Origin of the sequence: Agrococcus sp. SGAir0287 (genome assembly GCF_005484985.1) — a bacterium.
Classification (GTDB): domain Bacteria; phylum Actinomycetota; class Actinomycetes; order Actinomycetales; family Microbacteriaceae; genus Agrococcus.
Map to the genome: position 1 here is coordinate 2,047,784 of NZ_CP027942.1, position 18,114 is coordinate 2,065,897.

The 18,114-nt window shown below is 74.5% G+C and carries 11 protein-coding genes; 3 read left to right on the forward strand and 8 right to left on the reverse strand.

Annotation, left to right across the window (positions count from 1 at the left end):
- Window positions 1-63: 63 nt before the first annotated feature.
- The 6 genes from C1N71_RS09745 to C1N71_RS09770 are packed head-to-tail and all read right to left on the reverse strand — an operon-like array spanning window position 64 to window position 12,272.
- On the reverse strand, window positions 64-2,208 hold the full coding sequence (locus C1N71_RS09745) for a transglutaminase-like domain-containing protein (protein WP_137756215.1): 2,145 nt from the start codon (window positions 2,206-2,208) through the stop codon (window positions 64-66).
- A complete protein-coding gene (locus C1N71_RS09750) occupies window positions 2,205-3,386 on the reverse strand; it encodes a DUF58 domain-containing protein (protein ID WP_137756216.1) in 1,182 nt (393 codons plus the stop codon). The genes C1N71_RS09745 and C1N71_RS09750 overlap by 4 nt, the downstream gene beginning before the upstream one ends.
- Complete coding sequence (locus C1N71_RS09755) at window positions 3,383-4,345, reverse strand: AAA family ATPase (protein ID WP_137756217.1); 963 nt, start codon at window positions 4,343-4,345, stop codon at window positions 3,383-3,385. Before C1N71_RS09755 ends, C1N71_RS09750 begins: the two co-directional genes overlap by 4 nt.
- A 9-nt stretch (window positions 4,346-4,354) precedes the next feature.
- Window positions 4,355-10,084, reverse strand: coding sequence for an Ig-like domain-containing protein (locus tag C1N71_RS09760; RefSeq protein ID WP_137756218.1), 5,730 nt, complete (start codon window positions 10,082-10,084; stop codon window positions 4,355-4,357).
- Window positions 10,081-11,439 carry a serine/threonine-protein kinase gene (locus C1N71_RS09765; protein WP_137756219.1) on the reverse strand — a complete coding sequence of 453 codons (1,359 nt, stop codon included), beginning with the start codon at window positions 11,437-11,439 and terminating at the stop codon, window positions 10,081-10,083. Before C1N71_RS09765 ends, C1N71_RS09760 begins: the two co-directional genes overlap by 4 nt.
- Window positions 11,440-11,441: 2 nt before the next feature.
- Window positions 11,442-12,272, reverse strand: a complete 831-nt coding sequence (locus tag C1N71_RS09770; RefSeq protein WP_137756220.1) for a PP2C family protein-serine/threonine phosphatase — start codon at window positions 12,270-12,272, stop codon at window positions 11,442-11,444.
- 140 nt (window positions 12,273-12,412) lie between these two features.
- Here C1N71_RS09770 and C1N71_RS09775 point away from each other — a divergent pair, with 140 nt between their 5' ends.
- From C1N71_RS09775 to C1N71_RS09785, 3 genes are all read left to right on the forward strand, one after another.
- Window positions 12,413-12,877, forward strand: coding sequence for an Lrp/AsnC family transcriptional regulator (locus C1N71_RS09775; RefSeq protein ID WP_137756221.1), 465 nt, complete (start codon window positions 12,413-12,415; stop codon window positions 12,875-12,877).
- Between the two features lie 9 nt (window positions 12,878-12,886).
- Complete coding sequence (locus C1N71_RS09780) at window positions 12,887-14,263, forward strand: aspartate aminotransferase family protein (protein WP_137756222.1); 1,377 nt, start codon at window positions 12,887-12,889, stop codon at window positions 14,261-14,263.
- A 79-nt stretch (window positions 14,264-14,342) separates the two neighbouring features.
- Complete coding sequence (locus tag C1N71_RS09785) at window positions 14,343-15,989, forward strand: gamma-glutamyltransferase family protein (RefSeq protein ID WP_137757295.1); 1,647 nt, start codon at window positions 14,343-14,345, stop codon at window positions 15,987-15,989.
- 8 nt (window positions 15,990-15,997) lie between these two features.
- Here the strand turns inward: C1N71_RS09785 and C1N71_RS09790 are convergent, their stop codons facing one another.
- A complete protein-coding gene (locus C1N71_RS09790; RefSeq protein ID WP_137756223.1) occupies window positions 15,998-17,020 on the reverse strand; it encodes a DUF4192 family protein in 1,023 nt (340 codons plus the stop codon).
- Between the two features lie 104 nt (window positions 17,021-17,124).
- Entirely contained in the window at window positions 17,125-18,066 is a 942-nt protein-coding gene (locus tag C1N71_RS09795) for an aldo/keto reductase (RefSeq protein ID WP_137756224.1), read from the reverse strand.
- Between the last annotated feature and the right edge of the window lie 48 nt (window positions 18,067-18,114).

An 18,114-nucleotide genomic window follows, 5' to 3' on the forward strand; every position in this document is an offset into this window, starting at 1 on the left:
CGATCCGGGGACCCGGACGGCGGTGGTCGACGCGGGGTGTGGACGACGCACGGCTGTGGAGCCTCAGCGGTGGACGAGCGAGCGCAGCGAGAGCCGGGCGCGCAGACGGCGATGCCAGGGGCGTCCCTCGTCGAGCGCGTCGACGAGGCGCTGACGGTGCGACCACGCCTCGTCGACGCTCGCATCGTCGGGGTCGGTGCGGCCGAAGAGCGTCGCGTCGACGGCGCGCGCGAAGGCGGCCTCCTGCGCGCCGCGCGCGTACTCGAGCCGCGTCGCCGCCGTCTGCCGGGAGCGTCCGCGGTCGACGGCGGCATCGACGAACTCGCGCCAGGCGCCGTCCACGCGCGCCGCGGCAGTCGGCGCGATGCGTCGCCTGCGACGCCGCAGCAGCTTCGCGCCGAGCACCGCGAGCGCGGGCGACGCGACGAGCAGCACGCCGCCGAGCGCGGTCGCGACGACGCCGAGCACGGCGAGCAGGAGTCCGTCGTCGACCGCCTGGGCGGGCGGCTGCACGGGATCCGCGGGCTGCTGGTCGCCCTCGATGCCGCCCTCGGGCAGCACGGGGCCCGCCGGCGCCTGGGGCTGGGTCGAGGGCTGCGGCGCCGTCGCCTCCTCCTCGGGGATGGGCCGCTCCTCGGGCGTCACCGGGATGGCGACCCAGCCGGACTCCTGCGTCGACACCTCGATCCAGGCGTCGAGGTCGCCTGCGACCACCGTCGTCGGCTGCCCGTCGACGATCGAGCCCGGCACGTAGCCGACGACGATGCGCGCCGGGAATCCCAGCTGCTCGGCGAGCAGGGCGGCGGCGACGGCGTACTGCTCGCCATCGCCGACCATGACGCCGTCGAACAGCTCGGCGATGCGCGCGAGCGAGTGGCCCGCGCGCGACGGTGCGTCGTCGTCGACCCCGTGGCTCAGGTAGCCGTCGGCGGCGAGCCCGTCGACGAGCGCCGCGAGGCGCTCGCCGGGCGTCGTCGCATCCTGCGTCCAGCCGGACAGCCAGGAGACGGCGTCGGCGGGCGGCGTGACGCCCAGCCGCGGCCGACCCGCGGGAGTGAGCGTCGAGAGGTCGTCGACCGCGGCATCGCGATGGAAGGCGATCTCGTACGCGTCCCCGGGCTGGATCCCGGCCGTCGCGAGCAGGTCGCCGGTGTCGGCGTCCGCGTGGAGCGTGGCCTGCAGCGCCGGTGCGCGAGCACCCACGAACCCGACGCTCTCGGGCGTGCCGACGTGCGGGATCCACGGTCCGTCGAGCGCCTGCACCGTCACGCCCAGCACCTCGTCGCCCGACGGCGGGATCGCTGGCTGGCGCACGAACGCCGCATCGCCCACCCCTGCGACGACGCCGTCGTAGGCGTCGAGCACCGCGACGGAGAGGCGATCGCCGGGCGCGAGGCCCGTGGCGACGAGCACGGTCTCGTCGCGCCTGGGCGGCTCGTGCGAGGCTCGGAAGGCCGACAGCGGGCTGTCGAGCTGGCTCGTGTCGAGCATGACGGGATCGGAGCGCAGCACGGTGCGGTCGCCGAGCACCGCCGCACCGCCGACGATGCCGCAGCCGATCGCGGCGGCGGCGACCGTGAGCGACGCGATCGAGCGCCGCCAGAGCGTGGAGAGGGTGCGCGGTGCCGCGCGGCGGCGTCGAGCCTGTCGCACGATCGACACGAGCACGACGACGAGGCCCGTGACGAGCACGGCGTGCAGCACGGGAGCCCAGGGCCTGGCAGGGCCGAAGAGGATCGTCCAGATCGCGATCGCGACCGGCACGATCGCCGCGAGCTCGGCGCGGTGCGCGCGCAGCACGATCGATCCGGAGATCGCCGAGCCGCCGAGCACGAGCAGCAGCGGTGCCATGAGCACGCCGCCGCCGACGCCGACGGGGGTCTGGATGGTGAGGATGTCGCGCCACGACTGCCAGATGGCCGGGACGACGACCGCGTAGGCCTCGGGGGTCGGCAGGATGCCCGCGAGGAGCTCGGGCGCGACGAGCGGCGGCGCGACGATCGCGAGCGTGCCGAGGCCCACGAGGATGAGCCACAGCGCCGGCCAGCGCCGCCACCAGCCGAGCACCGCGATGCCCGTGCCTGCGAGGAGCGCGGTGGCGACGACGGGCACGATGCGCGTCGACCCGAAGAGCGCACCCATGGGCAGGCACGCGGCGAGGATCGCGAGGACGCTCGCCGTGAGCGCGGCGAGGCGCCACTGCGTCATGCGAGCGCCTCCGAGCGGAGCCCGCGGGGCAGGTCCTCGAGCAGGCCGACCGTCAGCACGGGCACGCGCCCGAGGCGACCGACGGACGGTGGAGCGAGCGCGTCCGCGCGCAGCACGATCGGGGCGACGTCCGGCGGCAGCAGACCCGTCGCCTCGCGCAGCCGTCGCGGCGCTGCCGTGCCGCCGACGACGATCCAGGCGACGGAGGCCTGCGGGGCGAGCGCGATCGAGCGCACGACGTCGACGATCCCGAGCCGACGATCCGTGGCGAGGTCCGTCAGGGCGTCGAGCAGGCGATCGCGCGTGCGCGCATCGACGGTCGCCGGGTCGAGGCGGCCGCTCGAGGGGCTCTCGACGACGCGCACGCTGCGGCGCTGCGCGATGGCGGCCGACGCGATCGTGGCGACGACCTCGAGCGCGAGCTCGAAGTCGTCGGCGCCGTAGTCCTCCGCGCTCGTCGAGACGCACACGAGCGTGTCGCTGCGCTTCGACGGCTCGAACTGCCGCACGAGCAGCTGCCCGGTCCGCGCCGTCGATCGCCAGTGGACGTGCCGCGGCTCGTCGCCGGGGTGGTAGTCGCGCAGGCTGTGGAACGCGACGTCGTCGGCGGTGAGCTCGGCGGAGGTCTCGCCCTCGAGGTCGCGGACGAGGCCCGCGGCGACCGACGGGATCCGCGCGACCCGCGGATGCACGACGAGCTCGCTCGCCGCCGTGAGCACGTGCGTGCGCTCGAGGATGCCGAAGGGGTCCGTGCGCAGCACGGTCGCCGGTCCGACGACGACCCTGCCGCGGCGGCGCGTGTCGAGCACGATGCGCTGCGTCGAGTCCTCTCCCGTGTCGAGGCGCGGCAGGTCGAGGCGGTACACGACGTCGCCCACGAGCACGTCGATCGCGCGCGGCGCGAAGAAGCGCCCCGGCCTGCGCACGACGAGCGTGGCGTGCGCGGGCTGGCCGACCGGCACGCGCTCGGCGGACAGCGCGAGCTGCACGTCGACGTCGCGCTGCCCGAGCACCCAGGGCAGCGCCGCGAGCACGAGCAGCAGCGCACCGGAGGCGGCGACGACGAGCTCGACCCAGCCGAGCGCGACGCCGACGGGACCGCCGACGATCGCGACGCCCACGAGCGTCCATCCCCAGCCGGTGACGACGCGCGTCGAGCGCCGCAGCAGCTCGATCACGATCGGTCGCGGCCTCGCGGCGGCGGGGTCGAGAGCATGAGCTGCTGCAGGATCGTCTCCTGCGTGATGCCGTCGAGCTCGGCCTCGGGCTCGAGCACGATGCGGTGCGCGAGCACGGGGATGACGAGCGCCTTGACGTCGTCGGGAGTCACGTAGTCGCGGCCGTCGAGAGCCGCGTAGGCGCGCGCCGTCCGCACGAGCGAGAGCGCGCCGCGCACGCTCACCCCCAGGCGCACCTCGCCAGACTGCCGCGTCGCGTCGACGATCCGCGCGACGTAGTCGGCGACGGCCGCGTCGACGTGCACGGTCGCGACGACGCCCGCGAGCTCCCGCAGCCGCGCCGTGTCGACGACGGGCGCGAGCGACGCGGGATCGACGGGCTCGGCGGACCCCTCGAGGATGCGCAGCGTCGACGCGTGGTCGGGGTAGCCGATGGACGTGCGCAGCGCGAAGCGATCGAGCTGCGCCTCGGGCAGACGGTACGTGCCCGACTGCTCGATCGGGTTCTGCGTCGCGACGACCATGAACGGCGCGGGCACGGCATGCGGCCGCCCGTCGACCGTCACGCGGCCCTCCTGCATGACCTCGAGCATCGCCGACTGCGTCTTCGGGCTCGCGCGGTTGATCTCGTCGGCGAGGACGACGTTGGCGAAGACCGGACCCTCGTGGAAGCGGAAGCGGCCGGTGGACTGGTCCCAGATGCTCACGCCCGTGATGTCGCCGGGCAGCAGGTCGGGGGTGAACTGGATGCGCGACGCGGATCCGTCGATGCACGCCGCGAGCGCGCGGGCGAGCGACGTCTTGCCGGTGCCGGGGTTGTCCTCGACGAGCAGGTGGCCGCCCGAGAGCATCGCCGTGAGCGCGAGGCGCACGACGTGGGCCTTGCCGACGAGCACGGGCTCGATGGCCTCGGCCATGCGGTCGCCCAGCTCGCGGATCGCGGTCACGTCGTCGGTCATCGGTCTCCTCTACATGCTGCACGCGGCGGCGGGCGATGGCAGCGGGTTCCTGCCGGTGACGGTGTCGAGCAGCCCCGACGTTACCTGTCCGACGACCTGCACCGAGGCAGCACCCGCGGGCACGACGATCGGCTGGTTGGCGTCCCCCGTCCGCTCGACCTCGCTGCCGTCGGCCATCGTGAACGTCGCGACGACGCGGTTCGTCGCGTTCGCGTTCGTCGGCGGCGCCGCGCCCCGCAGCGGCTCGTTCCACCGGCACTCGAGCGGCAGGGAGAGCACGGCGGCGAGGCTCAGCGGCGTGTAGGCGCCGACGCGCTGCGGCTGGCTGCACGCGACGAGCGTCTGCCCCGGCGAGCACTGCCGGATGTCGACGACGTACTCGCGACCGTAGACGAGGCCGGCGGGCACGAGCCGGTCCCCCGCCGCGACGGGCGTCCACGCGCCCTGCACGTTCGGGCCCTGCACGCGCACCTCCATCGTCGTGCCCTGGTCCGGCGTCACGGCCGTGACGAGCATGTCGAGCGCATCGCGCGGCGCCTGCTCGGTGCCGTCGTCGAGCGCGATCCGCAGGTCGCCGGCGTCCGGGGCGGACGGCAGCACCGGCGCGCTCACCGACACGCTGCAGAACCAGCCGTTGTCGGCGACGACGACGATCTGGCTGCGTCCGCCGGACGGCAGCCGCACGGTGCCCGACGTGCCCGACTGACCCGCCGGGGTCCCGCCGCCCGTCGAGCTGCAGCTCGGCGTCGGCGCTCCTGCCGCGACGGCCTGCAGCCGGTACCGCAGGTCCGCTCCGCCGGAGGCCGGCGCCGCCCAGACGACGCTCGCGGTGCTCGACGCCTCGTCGAAGCCCGACAGCACCACCGAGGTCTGTCCCGGCGGCCCCACCGCCGTGAACGGATGCGGCGTCGACCAGCGCCAGGCGTCGTCGGCGACGCCCGCATCGTTGGTCGCGGCGACCTCGACCTCGTAGGCCCGGCCGGGCTGCAGGCCGGAGAGGGCGACCTCGCGCGCGGCGGCGTCGAGGCGCAGCAGGATGCCCGCCTCCCGCACCCGCACGAGGTATCCCGTGACGCCCGTCGCCCCCTGCGGCACCGTCGCCGCCTGCCAGCGCACGATCGTCGTGCCCGCGGTCGACGTCGGCGTGGAGGACACGCCCGTCACGGGCGCGGGCAGGCGGTCGGCGTGCATGGGCTCCGACGGCGACGACGGCTCGCTCGCTCCGACGGCGTTGCGGGCGACGACCTGCAGTCGCACGTCGACCCCGACCGGCAGGTCGGTGAGCGTGCACGTCGTGGACGGCCCGCACTCGTGCCGGTACCCGTTCGGGCCGAGCAGCGTGTAGCCGAGGATGGGGCTGTTGCCGTCGCCGGGCGGCGTGATGCGCACCACGAGGCCCGCGTCGATGTGCTGATCGGCGGCCTGCTGGGGCGGTGCGGGGCGGTCCGGCACGTCGTGGACCACGATCGTCAGCGTGCTCCAGACCGCGCGCCGCGGATCGCCCGTCGCGTCGAGCACCTGGTACCGCACGGTGGTCGTGCCCACGCGCGCGAGCTCGGACGTCTCGACCGAGAGGACGCTCGAGCCTGCCGCGCGCCGCAACGCGACGCCGAGGGGCACCGTCGACTGGTCGACGGCGGCGAGCACGAGCGGCGTGCCCGGGAAGGGGTTCGTGGCCTCGTCGTTGGCGAGGAGGTCGACGCTCGCGGCGCCGCCGCGCACGACCTCGATCCGGTCGGGCTGCGGCTGCGCGAGCGGCCTGGTCGACGAGATGGTCACGAGACGGAGGGTGCCGGGGATGCCGTCGCCGTCGGGCCCCGTCACCGCGACCTCGAGCTCGCCGGTCGTGCCGACCTGCGCGCCCGCGGTGCGCACGGTGAGCAGCGAGCCGTCGATCGTCGCCGAAAAGCCCGGCGGGACGTCGCCGAGGGACCACGAGAAGCCGGCGACGGCCTCCGGATCCGGCGCCGTCGTGATGCGCGCGAGGTCGAGCTCCCTCGTGCCGCCCTGCTCGAGCTGCAGCGTCGTGCCGAGCACTCGACCCGGCAGGCCCTCGCCGGGCTCGACGGTGATGGGCAGCACGATGGAGGCGACGCGCCCGTCGGGATCGCCGGGCGACTCGCCGTCGGTCACCTCGAAGGCGATGCTCGCGAACCCGAAGTACCCGGGCGCGGACGTGAAGCGCAGCGTGCGCGAGTCGACGACGGGCTGCGCGCCGTCGGAGTGCTCGGCGCGCACGCTCGACGCGTCGGTGATGAGGACGGGGTCGCCATCGACGGCCACGACGTAGTCGTCGACGTCGATCTCGATCGTCTCCCCCGACGCGACGACGATGGGCGGCGCGTCGGGACGCAGCTGCGGCAGGGCGTCCTCGGTGCCCGGCACGACGACGAGCGCCGAGGCGGACTCCCCCGTGTCCTCGCGCGTCACGGTGTAGGGCACGACGCGCGTCTGCGGGGCGACGGCGACCCGGATCGTGCCGTCGGCGTCGATCCGCGTCCCGGCGACGTCGAGCGGCAGGGTCGTGACGAGCTCGTCGATCGCGCCGTCGGCCACCGTGACGGCGTCCATGGGATCGACGACGACCTGCTCACGGTCGAGGATCGCGGCGACGGGCACGCGCACGTCCTGCGCACGCGGGGCGGGGGGCTCGGCGTCCTCGTCGACGACGACGCGCAGCCAGCCGACGGCCTGCGCGCCGCGCGAGGACTCGATCGTCACGACGACGCCGTACTCGCCGGGCTCCTCGCCCGCGGTCACGAGCACCTCCCCGTCGACGACCTCCGCCTCGACGTCACCCTGCGGCAGTGCGCTCACGACGTCGAGGGCGAGCCCCGCGGGGTCGAGGTCGTTGGCGAGGACGTCCACGGTCTGCGCCGTGCCCGGGCGCAGCGCGACCATGTCGGGCTCGGCGATCGGCGGAGCGACGGCGCCGTCCGGTGGTGCGACGCCGATGCGCACGATGCCCTGGGCCTGCGCGCCGAGGTCGTCGGCGACGACGTAGGCGAGGGTCTCGGTGCCCGCCGAGTAGCCGCCCGCCTCGTACCGCAGCGTGCCGCCGTCGACGATCGTGGCGCTGCCGAGGCTCGCCGGCGTCGCGAGCCCGACGAGCGCGACGCCGTCGCCGTTCGGGTCGGCGGTCGTCAGGTCGATCGGGATGTCGACGGTCTCGCCGGCGACGACGCGCGCGTCCACGGTGGGCGGCGAGGGGGCTACGTTCGTGGCGGCGTCGGAGTCGGCGACGACGATGCGGACCGTGGCGAACGCGGACTGCCCGTCGGGGCCGCGGATCTCGTAGGTGACGGAGACCTCGCCGGGCTCGTCGGCGGCGACGTAGCGCAGGCGATCGCCGTCGACGAAGGCGAGACCGGACGCGGCGGGCTCGAGGAGGTCCGGGACGAGCTCGACCGCTGCGCCGTCGGGGTGCTCGTCGTTCGCCAGGACGGGCACGTCGACGGCGCCGCCCGGCTGCACGCGCACGGCGTCGTCGCGCGCGATCGGCGCCTGCATCGCGGCGTCGCGCTCGACCACCTCGATGGTGCCCTCCGCGGTCGAGGCGCCGTTCGAGAGCCCGTAGCGCACGGTCGCGGGGCCGCCGAGCGGGCCGCCGAGCTCGATGCGCACGCGCTCCTGGTCGACGACGTCGACCCGCACGGCGTCGCTGTCGACGCTCGCGCCGGTCACGACGAGCACGCCCCCCGCGGGATCCACGTCGAGGTCGGCGACCGGGACCTCGACGGCGCCGCCGGAGAGCACCCCGACGGCGTGCGGCGCGGGCTGCGGCGGGGTCGCGGGATCCACGGCAGGCAGCACCTGCACCCGCACCTGACCCGTCGCGGTCTCGACGCCGTCGCTCACGACGTACGTGAACGCGGTCGTGCCGACCGCGTCGGGCGTCACGGCGATCGTGTCGTCGACGTAGCTGGCCTGCACGACCCCCGCGGGTCCGTTGACGTTGTGGAGCGAGAGCGCGTCGCCGCCGCGCGCCGACAGCAGCGGCTCGAGGATCGTCGTCTGCCCCAGCCGGGTCGTGGCGGTGACCGTGCCCGCGACGAGCGGCGGCTGCTCGACGGGGACGAGCCCGATGGTGCCGCGCACGATCGTGGTGCCGTCGGAGACCGCGATGGCGAGGTCGCGCACCGTGCCGGCGCCGCCGTCGACGATCTCGATGCGTCCGTCGCCGCGGAAGCGCACGACGTCGCCCGCGTCGCTCGACGCGTCGACGAGCACGAGCGCGTCGCCGTCGGGATCGATCCAGTGGTCGAAGGCGTTCGCGACCACGGCCTCGCCCGGAGCGATCTCGAGCTGCACCGACCGCTGCGCGACGGGCGGCTCGTCCTGCTCCGGCGCGCGCACCTCGACGGTCGCGGTCGCCGTGTCCTCGCCACCGGCGCCGTCCGAGATCCGGTACGCGAGCACGACCTGGCCCGACGCGTCGGCGGGCAGCGCGAGGCGGATGGATCGCCCGTCGGGCGCGATCGTGGCGTTCGGGTCGCCGTCGACCGCGACGACCGTGAGGACGTCGCCGTTCGGGTCGACGTCGTTCTCGAGCACCGGCAGCAGCGTGACCCGACCCGGCCTGGCACCGAGCGCGTCGTCGTTCGCGGTCGGCGGCAGCTGCTCGGGGTCGTCCGCGCCGGCGCCCGGATCCTCGGGCTCCTCGCCGCCGGGCGCGACGGCCGGCGGCGCGGGCAGCGACCAGTCGTCGACGAGCGCGCCGTCGCGCGCCACGGTCCACGCATCGCCCGACCCCGCGTCCGCGAGCACGACGGCGTCGCCGCGTGCGACGAGCGCGAGCTGCGCGCCGGCCTCCACGCCATCGAGCTCGAGGAGCGCCTCGTCCGCACCGCAGCCGCGCCAGACGGCGCCCGACGCCCACGCGCCGAAGACGCAGCCGTCGTGCACGAGCGGTCGCGAGGGCGCCCCGTCGAGGCCGGATGCGACGACGTCGACCGTCTCGACGCCCAGCTCGCGCGCCTCGATCCCCGTGTCGGTCGCGACGAGCACGCGCCCGGATGCGGGCCCGGGCAGCTGCAGGACCGCCGACTCCGCCTGGAGGCGGGTCTCCCAGCCGCGGCTGGAGAGCACGTTCGACGTCGTGTCGAGCAGGACCCACCGCTCGCCGACCGCGGTGATCTGCAGGCTCGGCTCCTCCGGCGACATCGGCGCGTCCGACGACGCGAGCGTCTCGCCCGTGGCCACGTCGATCTCGAGCACGCGTCCGAGCCCCGGCGAGGCCGCGAACAGCGTCGACGAGGTGAGTGCGGCGACGGCTCCGCGGCCGAGCTGCACCACGGGGTCGCCGAGCTCCTCGCCCGACTGCACGGCGGCGACGTCGGTCACCCACACGTCGCCGCTCGAGGGCGCGACGATCGAGACGGCGTCGCCGGCGACCTGCACGTCGGATCCCGCGGGCAGCAGCACGGCGGGTCCGCGCTCGAGCGTCGCGGGATCGAGCGCGCGCATGACGCTCGCGGCGCGATCGACGACGAGCACGCCCTCGGATCCCTGCACGACCTCGCTCGCGGCGCCGCCGGGAGCGACGATCGACTCGAGCTGGTCGGTCTGCGTGTTCACGACGCCCACGAGGTCGGCGGCGGCGTTCGCGACCCACACGCTCGACGCATCGAGCCGAGGGTCGAGCGCCGCGTTGCCGGGCCAGAGGGCCGCCGCGGTCGCGACGGACACGGCGAGCACGCCGCCGAGGGCGATCCCGCCGATCCGCGTCGCGCGACTCACGGCACCTCCCCGCAGGCCTCCGCGCCGTCGCCCGAGCGACCGTCCCGGTTCACGGCGACCGTGATGCACAGCTCCTCGCCGCTCGAGCCCGACAGCCGGAAGCTCGTCGCGCGCTGGATGACCGCGTCGCCTGACGCCGTCGTGACGAGGTAGGAGTCGGCGTCGACGAGCCCCGGGTCCTCCCACGAGAACGCGACGCCGCCGTCGACCGGCTCCGCGACGACCTCCTCGACGACCGGGATCGCACCCTGGATCGTCGTCACCGCCACGGCGACCACCGCGACCGCACCGAGCACGGCGGCCGTCGCCGCGCCCACGGCCAGCGACACGAGCCCCTTGCGCCTCGGCGGGGCGACGGCCTGCGTCGACGAGGAGATGTCGATCTGCTGCGCGCCGCGCATCGGCGCGCGCCGACGCGCGGCCCGCACGCGCAGCGGCAGCTCCTCCTCGCGATCCGCATCGTCGGCCGCATCGACCTCGCGCGCCCACGCGCGCTCCTGCAGGTCGATGGGCGTGATCGGCACGCCCATCTCCTCCTGCACGGCCTGCAGGTCCTCCACCATCGGCAGGATGGCGTGGTAGCGGTCGGCGGGATCCTTCGCGAGCGCCTTCTGCACGACGCGCAGCAGCGTGCGCGGGGCGTCGACGTCGAAGGGCTGGATGTCGTGGGCGAGGATGCGCGCCGAGAGCTCGTCCGTGCCGTTGCGCCCGCCGCGCACCTCGGCGGGGCTGCGACCGGCGACGAGCGAGTACAGCGTCGCCCCGAACGACCACACCTCGCTGGCGACGGTGCCGGCCGTCTCGTCACGCAGCACCTCGGGCGCCGACCACGGCACCGAGACGCCCGCGGTCTCGTGGTCGCCGACGTGCATGTTCGCCGCGATGCCGAAGTCCGACAGGACGGGATGCCCGAACGCGGTCGTGAGGATGTTCGCGGGCTTCACGTCGCGGTGGAGCGTGCCGGCGCGGTGGGCCGTCTCGAGGGCGCCGCCGACGCGGACCATGATCTCGAGCGCGTCGTCGAGCTCGAGCGGTCGTTCGCGGAAGCGGTCGCCGATCTCCGTCGAGCACAGCTCCATCACGAGGTAGGGCCGTCCGTCGCCCGCGACGCTCGCCGAGTACACCGTGAGGATCGACGGATGCGCGCTGAGCCTGCCCATGAGGTTCACCTCGGAGCGGAAGGCGCTGCGCACGCGATCGTCGACGAGGTCGGCGTGCATGACCTTCACGGCGACGGGTCGACGCGGCAGGTTCTGCTCGTACAGGAAGACGTCGGCGAAGCCGCCCTTGCCGAGGATGTGGACGTGCGTGAACCCAGGCAGCACCGGTGGCGTCGACGGCAGCCTGGCGGCCATGCTCAGTCCTCGCGCAGCGTCGCCCGGGGCACGGTGCGATCGACGTCCTCGACCTCGGGAGCGCGCACGACGTCCACGACGACGACGGTGACGTTGTCGCGACCGCCCGCGTCGAGCGCGGCGTCGACGAGCGCCTCGCACGCCGCGTGCGGGTCCTCGTGCTCGGCGAGGATGCGCTCGATCTCGACGTCGCCGATCTCCTTCGTGAGCCCGTCCGAGCACACGAGCAGCCGCAGCCTGGGCATGATCGGCAGCAGGAAGTAGTCGGGCACGGGGTCGGCGTTGAAGCCCACGGCCCGCGTCACGACGTTCGCCTCGGGATGCGACTCGGCCTCGTCCTCGGCGAGCAGGCCCGCGTCGACGAGCTCCTGCACGACCGAGTGGTCGACGGTGATGCGGGTGAGGCGCTCGCCGAGCATCGCGTACGTGCGCGAGTCGCCGACGTTGAAGATCGCGAAGTAGGGCTCGCCGTCGTGCTCGGCGAAGGCGCATCCCGTGACGGTCGTGCCCGTGCCGGCGTCGTCGTCGCCCGCGAGGCGCGCGATGTCGGCGGTCGCCTCGCGCAGCGCCTCCACGACGTCCGACGGCTCGACCCGCTCCCGTCCACCGAGCTCGCCGAGCCGCTCCACGACGACGCGGCTCGCGAGGTCGCCGTGGCTGTGGCCGCCCATGCCGTCGGCGATCGCGAAGACGGGCGGCTGCGTCACGAGGCTGTCCTCGTTGTGGGCGCGGCGCAGACCCACGTCGGTCGTGCCGGCCCAGCGCACCTGGAACGTCTGGCTCGCCGGCCCCTGGCCCGTGTGCTCGCCGACAGGCGCTCCGATGTGCGTCACACGCACCAGTCTCCCAGATGCGCGCGGCGGTCGTGCACGTCCGCGAGAGGACCACCTCGACGATGGAATCCGCACCGCTCGACCGGGCTCGGCGACGGAATCGCTTGCCATGCGGCATCGGATCGGTCAGGATCGGTGGCATGCCGGACCGACGGAACGCTGCGCTCGACGACGTGTCGAAGGCCATCATCGAGCGACTGCAGCGCGACGGTCGCCGCTCGTACGCGGACATCGGGCGCGAGGTGGGGCTCAGCGAGGCCGCCGTGCGGCAGCGCGTGCAGCGCCTGACGGAGTCCGGCGTCATGCAGATCGTGGCCGTCACCGACCCGCTGCAGCTCGGCTTCCGCCGCCAGGCGCTCGTCGGCATCCGCGTCCACGGCGACACGGTCGCCGTGGCCGAGGAGCTCGCGGCGCTGGCGCAGATCGACTACGTCGTGCTGACCGCCGGGTCGTTCGACGTCATCGCCGAGGTGGTCTGCGAGGACGACGACGCGCTCATCGACCTGCTGAACACGAAGGTCCGCACCATCGAGGGCGTCGCGGGCACCGAGACGTTCCTGTACATGCGCCTCGTCGAGCAGCGCTACGACTGGGGCACCCGCTAGGAGGCGACGATGACCGAGCTCACCGACATGCAGGCCAAGGCCGCCGATCACCTGTGGATGCACTTCGCGCGCCAGTCGGCGCTCGAGGCCGGGCAGACGCCCATCATCGTCAAGGGATCCGGCCACCACATCTACGACGACGCCGGCAAGGAGTACATCGACGGCCTCGCGGGCCTCTTCGTCGTCGCGGCCGGCCACGGACGCGAGTCGCTCGCCGAGGCGGCCGCGCGCCAGGCGAAGGAGCTCGCGTTCTTCCCGCTGTGGTCGTACGCGCATCCGCCGGCCATCGAGCTCGCCGACCGCATCGCCTCGTACGCGCCGGGCAGCCTGAACCACGTCTTCTTCTCCTCCGGCGGCGGCGAGGCCGTCGAGTCGGCCTTCAAGCTCGCGAAGCAGTTCTGGAAGATCCAGGGCAAGCCGATGAAGCACAAGGTCATCTCGCGCGCCGTCGCCTACCACGGCACGCCGCAGGGCGCGCTGGCCATCACGGGCATCCCCTCGATGAAGCAGATGTTCGAGCCCCTCGTGCCCGGCGGCTTCCGCGTGCCGAACACGAACCGCTACCGCGCCGACGAGGCCGGCTTCACGGGCACGACCGACGAGGAGTTCGGCATCTGGGCCGCCGATCGCATCGAGGAGATGATCATGTTCGAGGGGGCCGACACCGTCGCGGCCGTGTTCCTCGAGCCGGTCCAGAACGCGGGCGGCTGCTTCCCCCCGCCGCCCGGCTACTTCCAGCGCGTCCGCGAGATCTGCGACCGCCACGACGTGCTGCTCGTGAGCGACGAGGTCATCTGCGCGTTCGGCCGCATCGGTCACATGTTCGCCTGCGACGCCTACGGCTACGAGCCCGACATGATCACCTTCGCCAAGGCCGTGACGAGCGGCTACTCGCCGCTCGGCGGCACGGTCGTGAGCGATCGCGTCTACGAGCCGTTCCGGCACGCCGACGCGATGTTCAGCCACGGCTACACCTTCGGCGGCCACCCCGTCTCGACGGCGGTCGCGAACGCCAACCTCGACCTCTTCGAGGACGAGGGGCTGCTCGAGCGCGTCCGCACGAACTCGCCGCTGTTCCGCTTGTCGCTCGAGACGCTCCTCGACCTCGACATCGTCGGCGACGTGCGCGGCGACGGCTACTTCTTCGGCATCGAGCTCGTGAAGGACAAGGGCACGAAGGAGTCGTTCGACGGGCCCGAGTCCGAGCGCCTGCTGCGCGGATTCCTCTCGAAGGAGCTGTGGGAGGCAGGCCTGTACTGCCGCGCCGACGATCGCGGCGACCCCGTCATCCAGCTCTCGCCGCCGCTCACGATCGGCGAGCCCGAGTTCGCGGAGATCACCCAGATCCTGCGCGACGTGCTGACGCGAGCCCAGGCGCAGCTCTAGCGCCGTGCTCACGAGGCCAGAGCTCCACGGCACCGTCGGCGCGGTGGCGTCGACCCATTGGCTCGCGTCGAGCGCCGGCATGGCCGTGCTCGAGCGCGGCGGCAACGCGGCCGACGCCGCCGTCGCCGCCGGGTTCGTGCTGCACGTCGTCGAGCCGCACCTCAACGGCCCAGGCGGCGACCTGCCCGCCATCGTGCGCGTGCCGGGCTCCGAGCCGCGCGTGCTGTGCGGCCAGGGCGTCACGGGTGCGGGCGCGACGATCACGGCGCATCGCGCGCTCGGCGTCGACCACGTGCCCGGCACCGGTCTGCTGGCGGCGGTCGTCCCCGGCGCCGTGCCTGCGTGGCTCACCCTGCTGCGCGACCACGGCACGTGGACGGTGGCCGACGTCCTGGCCTTCGCGATCGACCTCGCCGACCGCGGCCACCACGTGCTGCCACGCGTCGCGGCCACGATCGGCGCGAGCGCGGATCGCTTCCGCAGCGAGTGGCCCACGTCCGCCGAGCTGTGGCTCGCCGACGGCGTGCCCGAGCCGTGGCAGCGCATCCGCAATCCGTCGCTCGCTCGCACGTACCGACGACTCGTCGACGCGGGCGCGGGCCTCGCGCGCGAGGCGTCGTGCGACGCCGCGATCGCGGCATGGAGCGAGGGATTCGTCGCCGAGGCCGTCGACGCGCACGTCCGCACGCCCGTCGTCGATGCGACGGGCGAGCCGCATCCCGGACTGCTGCGGGGCGAGGACATGGCCGCCTGGCGTCCGACGTGGGAGGAGCCGCTCGGGCTCGACTGGCGCGGGCGGCGCGTGCTGAAGTGCGGCGCGTGGACGCAGGGCCCGGCGCTGCTCGCGCAGCTCGGCATCCTCGAGCCGCTGCTGCCCGCACGCGCCCAGCGCTTCGACGCCGACGTCGTGCATCTCGCCACGGAGGCTGCGAAGCTCGCGTTCGCCGATCGCGACGCATGGTTCGGCGACGGCGCGGACCTCTCCGGCCTGCTCGACGAGGCGTACCTCGCCGACCGCCGCGCGCTGATCGGCGACGCGGCATCGCTCGAGCTGCGCCCCGGCGCCCTCCGCGGCGCGCCGCGGATGCCCGTCGTCCGGTCGGAGGGCGTCGAGCGCGCCGCCGGCGCGGGCGAGCCGACGCGCGGCGACACCTGCCACCTCGACGTCGTGGATGCGGACGGCATGGTGATCTCGGCCACGCCGAGCGGCGGCTGGCTGCAGTCGAGCCCCGCGATCGCCGGGCTCGGGTTCTGCCTCGGCACGCGTGCGCAGATGCTGTGGCTCGAGGAGGGGCTCACGACCTCGATGGCGCCGGGCATCCGCCCCCGCACGACCCTCTCGCCCTCGATGGCGGTCCACGACGACGGCACCGTCGCCGCGTTCGGCACGCCGGGCGGCGACCAGCAGGACTCGTGGCAGCTGTCGATGCTGCTCGGCATGGGGGTGCTCGGCCTCGGACCCCAGGCGGCGATCGACGCCCCGGCGTGGCACACGACGCACCTCGTCTCGTCGTTCGATCCGCGTGTCTGGGAGCCGGGCGGCCTCCACGTCGAGTCCCGCCTCGGCGCGGACGTCATCGACGAGCTGCGCAGGCGCGGGCACCGCGTCACCGACGTCGGCGCGTGGAGCCTCGGCAGGCTGAGCCTCGCGAGCCACGCGCCCGACGGCACCGTGCGCGCCGCGGCGAACCCGCGGGGCGAGCAGGGCTACGCCGTCGCGCGCTGAGCGCCGCCTCACGACACGGCGGCGCGGTCGGCCGCGACCCATTCGGGCAGCATGCCCGCGTGCAGCACCGTCGCCATGAGCAGCGCCATGCCCAGGTCGGGGTCGTCGCGCAGCGCGGCCTCGACGCACGCCGCCGCGGTGCCGGATCGGCCGAGGAGCCAGTGCAGGGAGGCGAGCATCGTGAGCGGCGCCGCTCGCATGCCGTCCGGCGCCGCGGCCACGACGTCCTCGAGCAGGCCAACGCCGCGCTCGACGCGATCCCGGTCGGGCGCCGGGCCGATGCCGAGCAGCCGGTCGGCCCCGGCCGCCGAGCCCTCGCCGCGCTGCAGCGCATGCGCCTCGATGCCGGCGGCGATGCCGTCGAGCAGCTGGCAGGTCGTGGCGTCGCGGATCGCGGGATGCTGCACGAGGGCGAGCACGGTCGCGACCCGCTCGGGGTCGCGGACGGCGGCCTGCAGCGCGAGCTCGACCGTCACGACCGGGTCGTCGAGCGCCGCGCGCATCGCGCCCGAGTCGGCGATCGTCTCGAGCGCGTCCGCCACGGCGCGGCGACGGGCCGGCGACGCCGGCTCGGGCACGCGGGGCGCCGGCGTCGGGGGCAGGAACGGCAGCCCCGGCGTCACCTCGAGCTCGGCGATCGGGCCGCGCGCAGCGAGCGGCTGGGCGTAGTCGCCCCAGGCGTCCGCGGCCTGGCACAGCCGCGCCCGCACAGGCAGGTGCGCCCTGCGGCACGCGGCGACGAGGGCGCGCACGAGCGCACGGTGCGGCAGGGCGCCCGCGCCGACGACGCGATCCGTCACGACGGCGACGGCGACGGCGTCGGGCCCGACGTCGAGCACGGAGGCGACGACGTCGTCGGCCCACGCAGCGAGCGCACCACGGGGCAGCACGGGGATGTCGCATCGCACCGCCATGCCGGTCCGCGAGCCGTGGAACGGCACGACGAGGATCGAACGTGCGATGGCGGAGCCCGCGAGATGCGGGAGGGCGAGCAGGAGCTGCTGGGGCGACGAGGCGCGGACGATCTGCATGCGCGGGAGGTTCGCGTGCACCGCCGAGCCCTGCACGTGACCGCGCTCCGCCTGTGGATGCCGTCCGGCTGTCAGGGACGCGCGAGACGCGCGTGCGCCCGGCGCTAGGAGAAGAGGTCGGAGATCGCGGCGACGACGTCGGCGCTCATCCGCGCCTCGCCCGCCGCGACGTTCTGCGCGATCTGCTCGGGCTTCGTCGCGCCCGCGATCACCGACACGACCGGATCCTGCGCGAGCAGCCACGCGAACGTCGCCTCGAGCATCGTGAGCCCCGCGTCGCGCGCGATGCGGTCGTACTCCTCGAGCTGCGTCCAGTCGACGCCCTCGAGCAGCTGCGGCTTGATGCGGGTGAGCCGACCGTCGTGCGGGTGCTCGCTCCGCGTGTACTTGCCCGAGAGCAGGCCGTTGTACAGCGGGAAGTACGGCAGGAACCCGAGGCCCGCCTCGCGCGCCGCGGGCAGCACGTCCGCCTCGACGCCGCGGGCGAGGAGGCTGTACTCGTCCTGCGCCGTCGCGAAGCCGTTCGGCGACGGCACCGCCGCCGCCTCGCGGATCTGCTCGCCCGAGAGGTTCGAGTGGCCGTAGGCGCGGATCTTGCCGGCCTCGACGAGCTCGTCGAGCGCATCGATCGTGGTCGCGATCGGCGTGGACGGGTCGGGCGTGTGCAGCTGGTACAGGTCGATCCAGTCGGTCTGCAGGCGCGTGAGCGACGCGTCGACCGCGTTGCGCACGTACCGGCGACCGCCCTTCGGACCCCAGTCCTCGCTGCCGGGGATCGGGAAGTCCTGGTGCCCCCACTTCGTGGCGAGCACGACCTGATCGCGTCGGCCCTTGAGCGCGTTGCCGAGCAGCCGCTCGCTCGTCGTCGGCGGTACGCCGTACATGTCGGCGGTGTCGAGCAGCGTGATGCCGTGGTCGATCGCCGCGTGGATGAGGCGGTCGGTGCCCGCCTGCTCCTCGGTCGCGGTGCCGGGGCGACCCAGGTTGTTGAGCCCGAGGCCCACCTGGCTCACGACGATGTCACTGGTTCCGAGGGTTCGGCGCATCCATCCAGCCTACGCGCGCCCCCGCGATCGATCGTCGCGCTCTCAGCG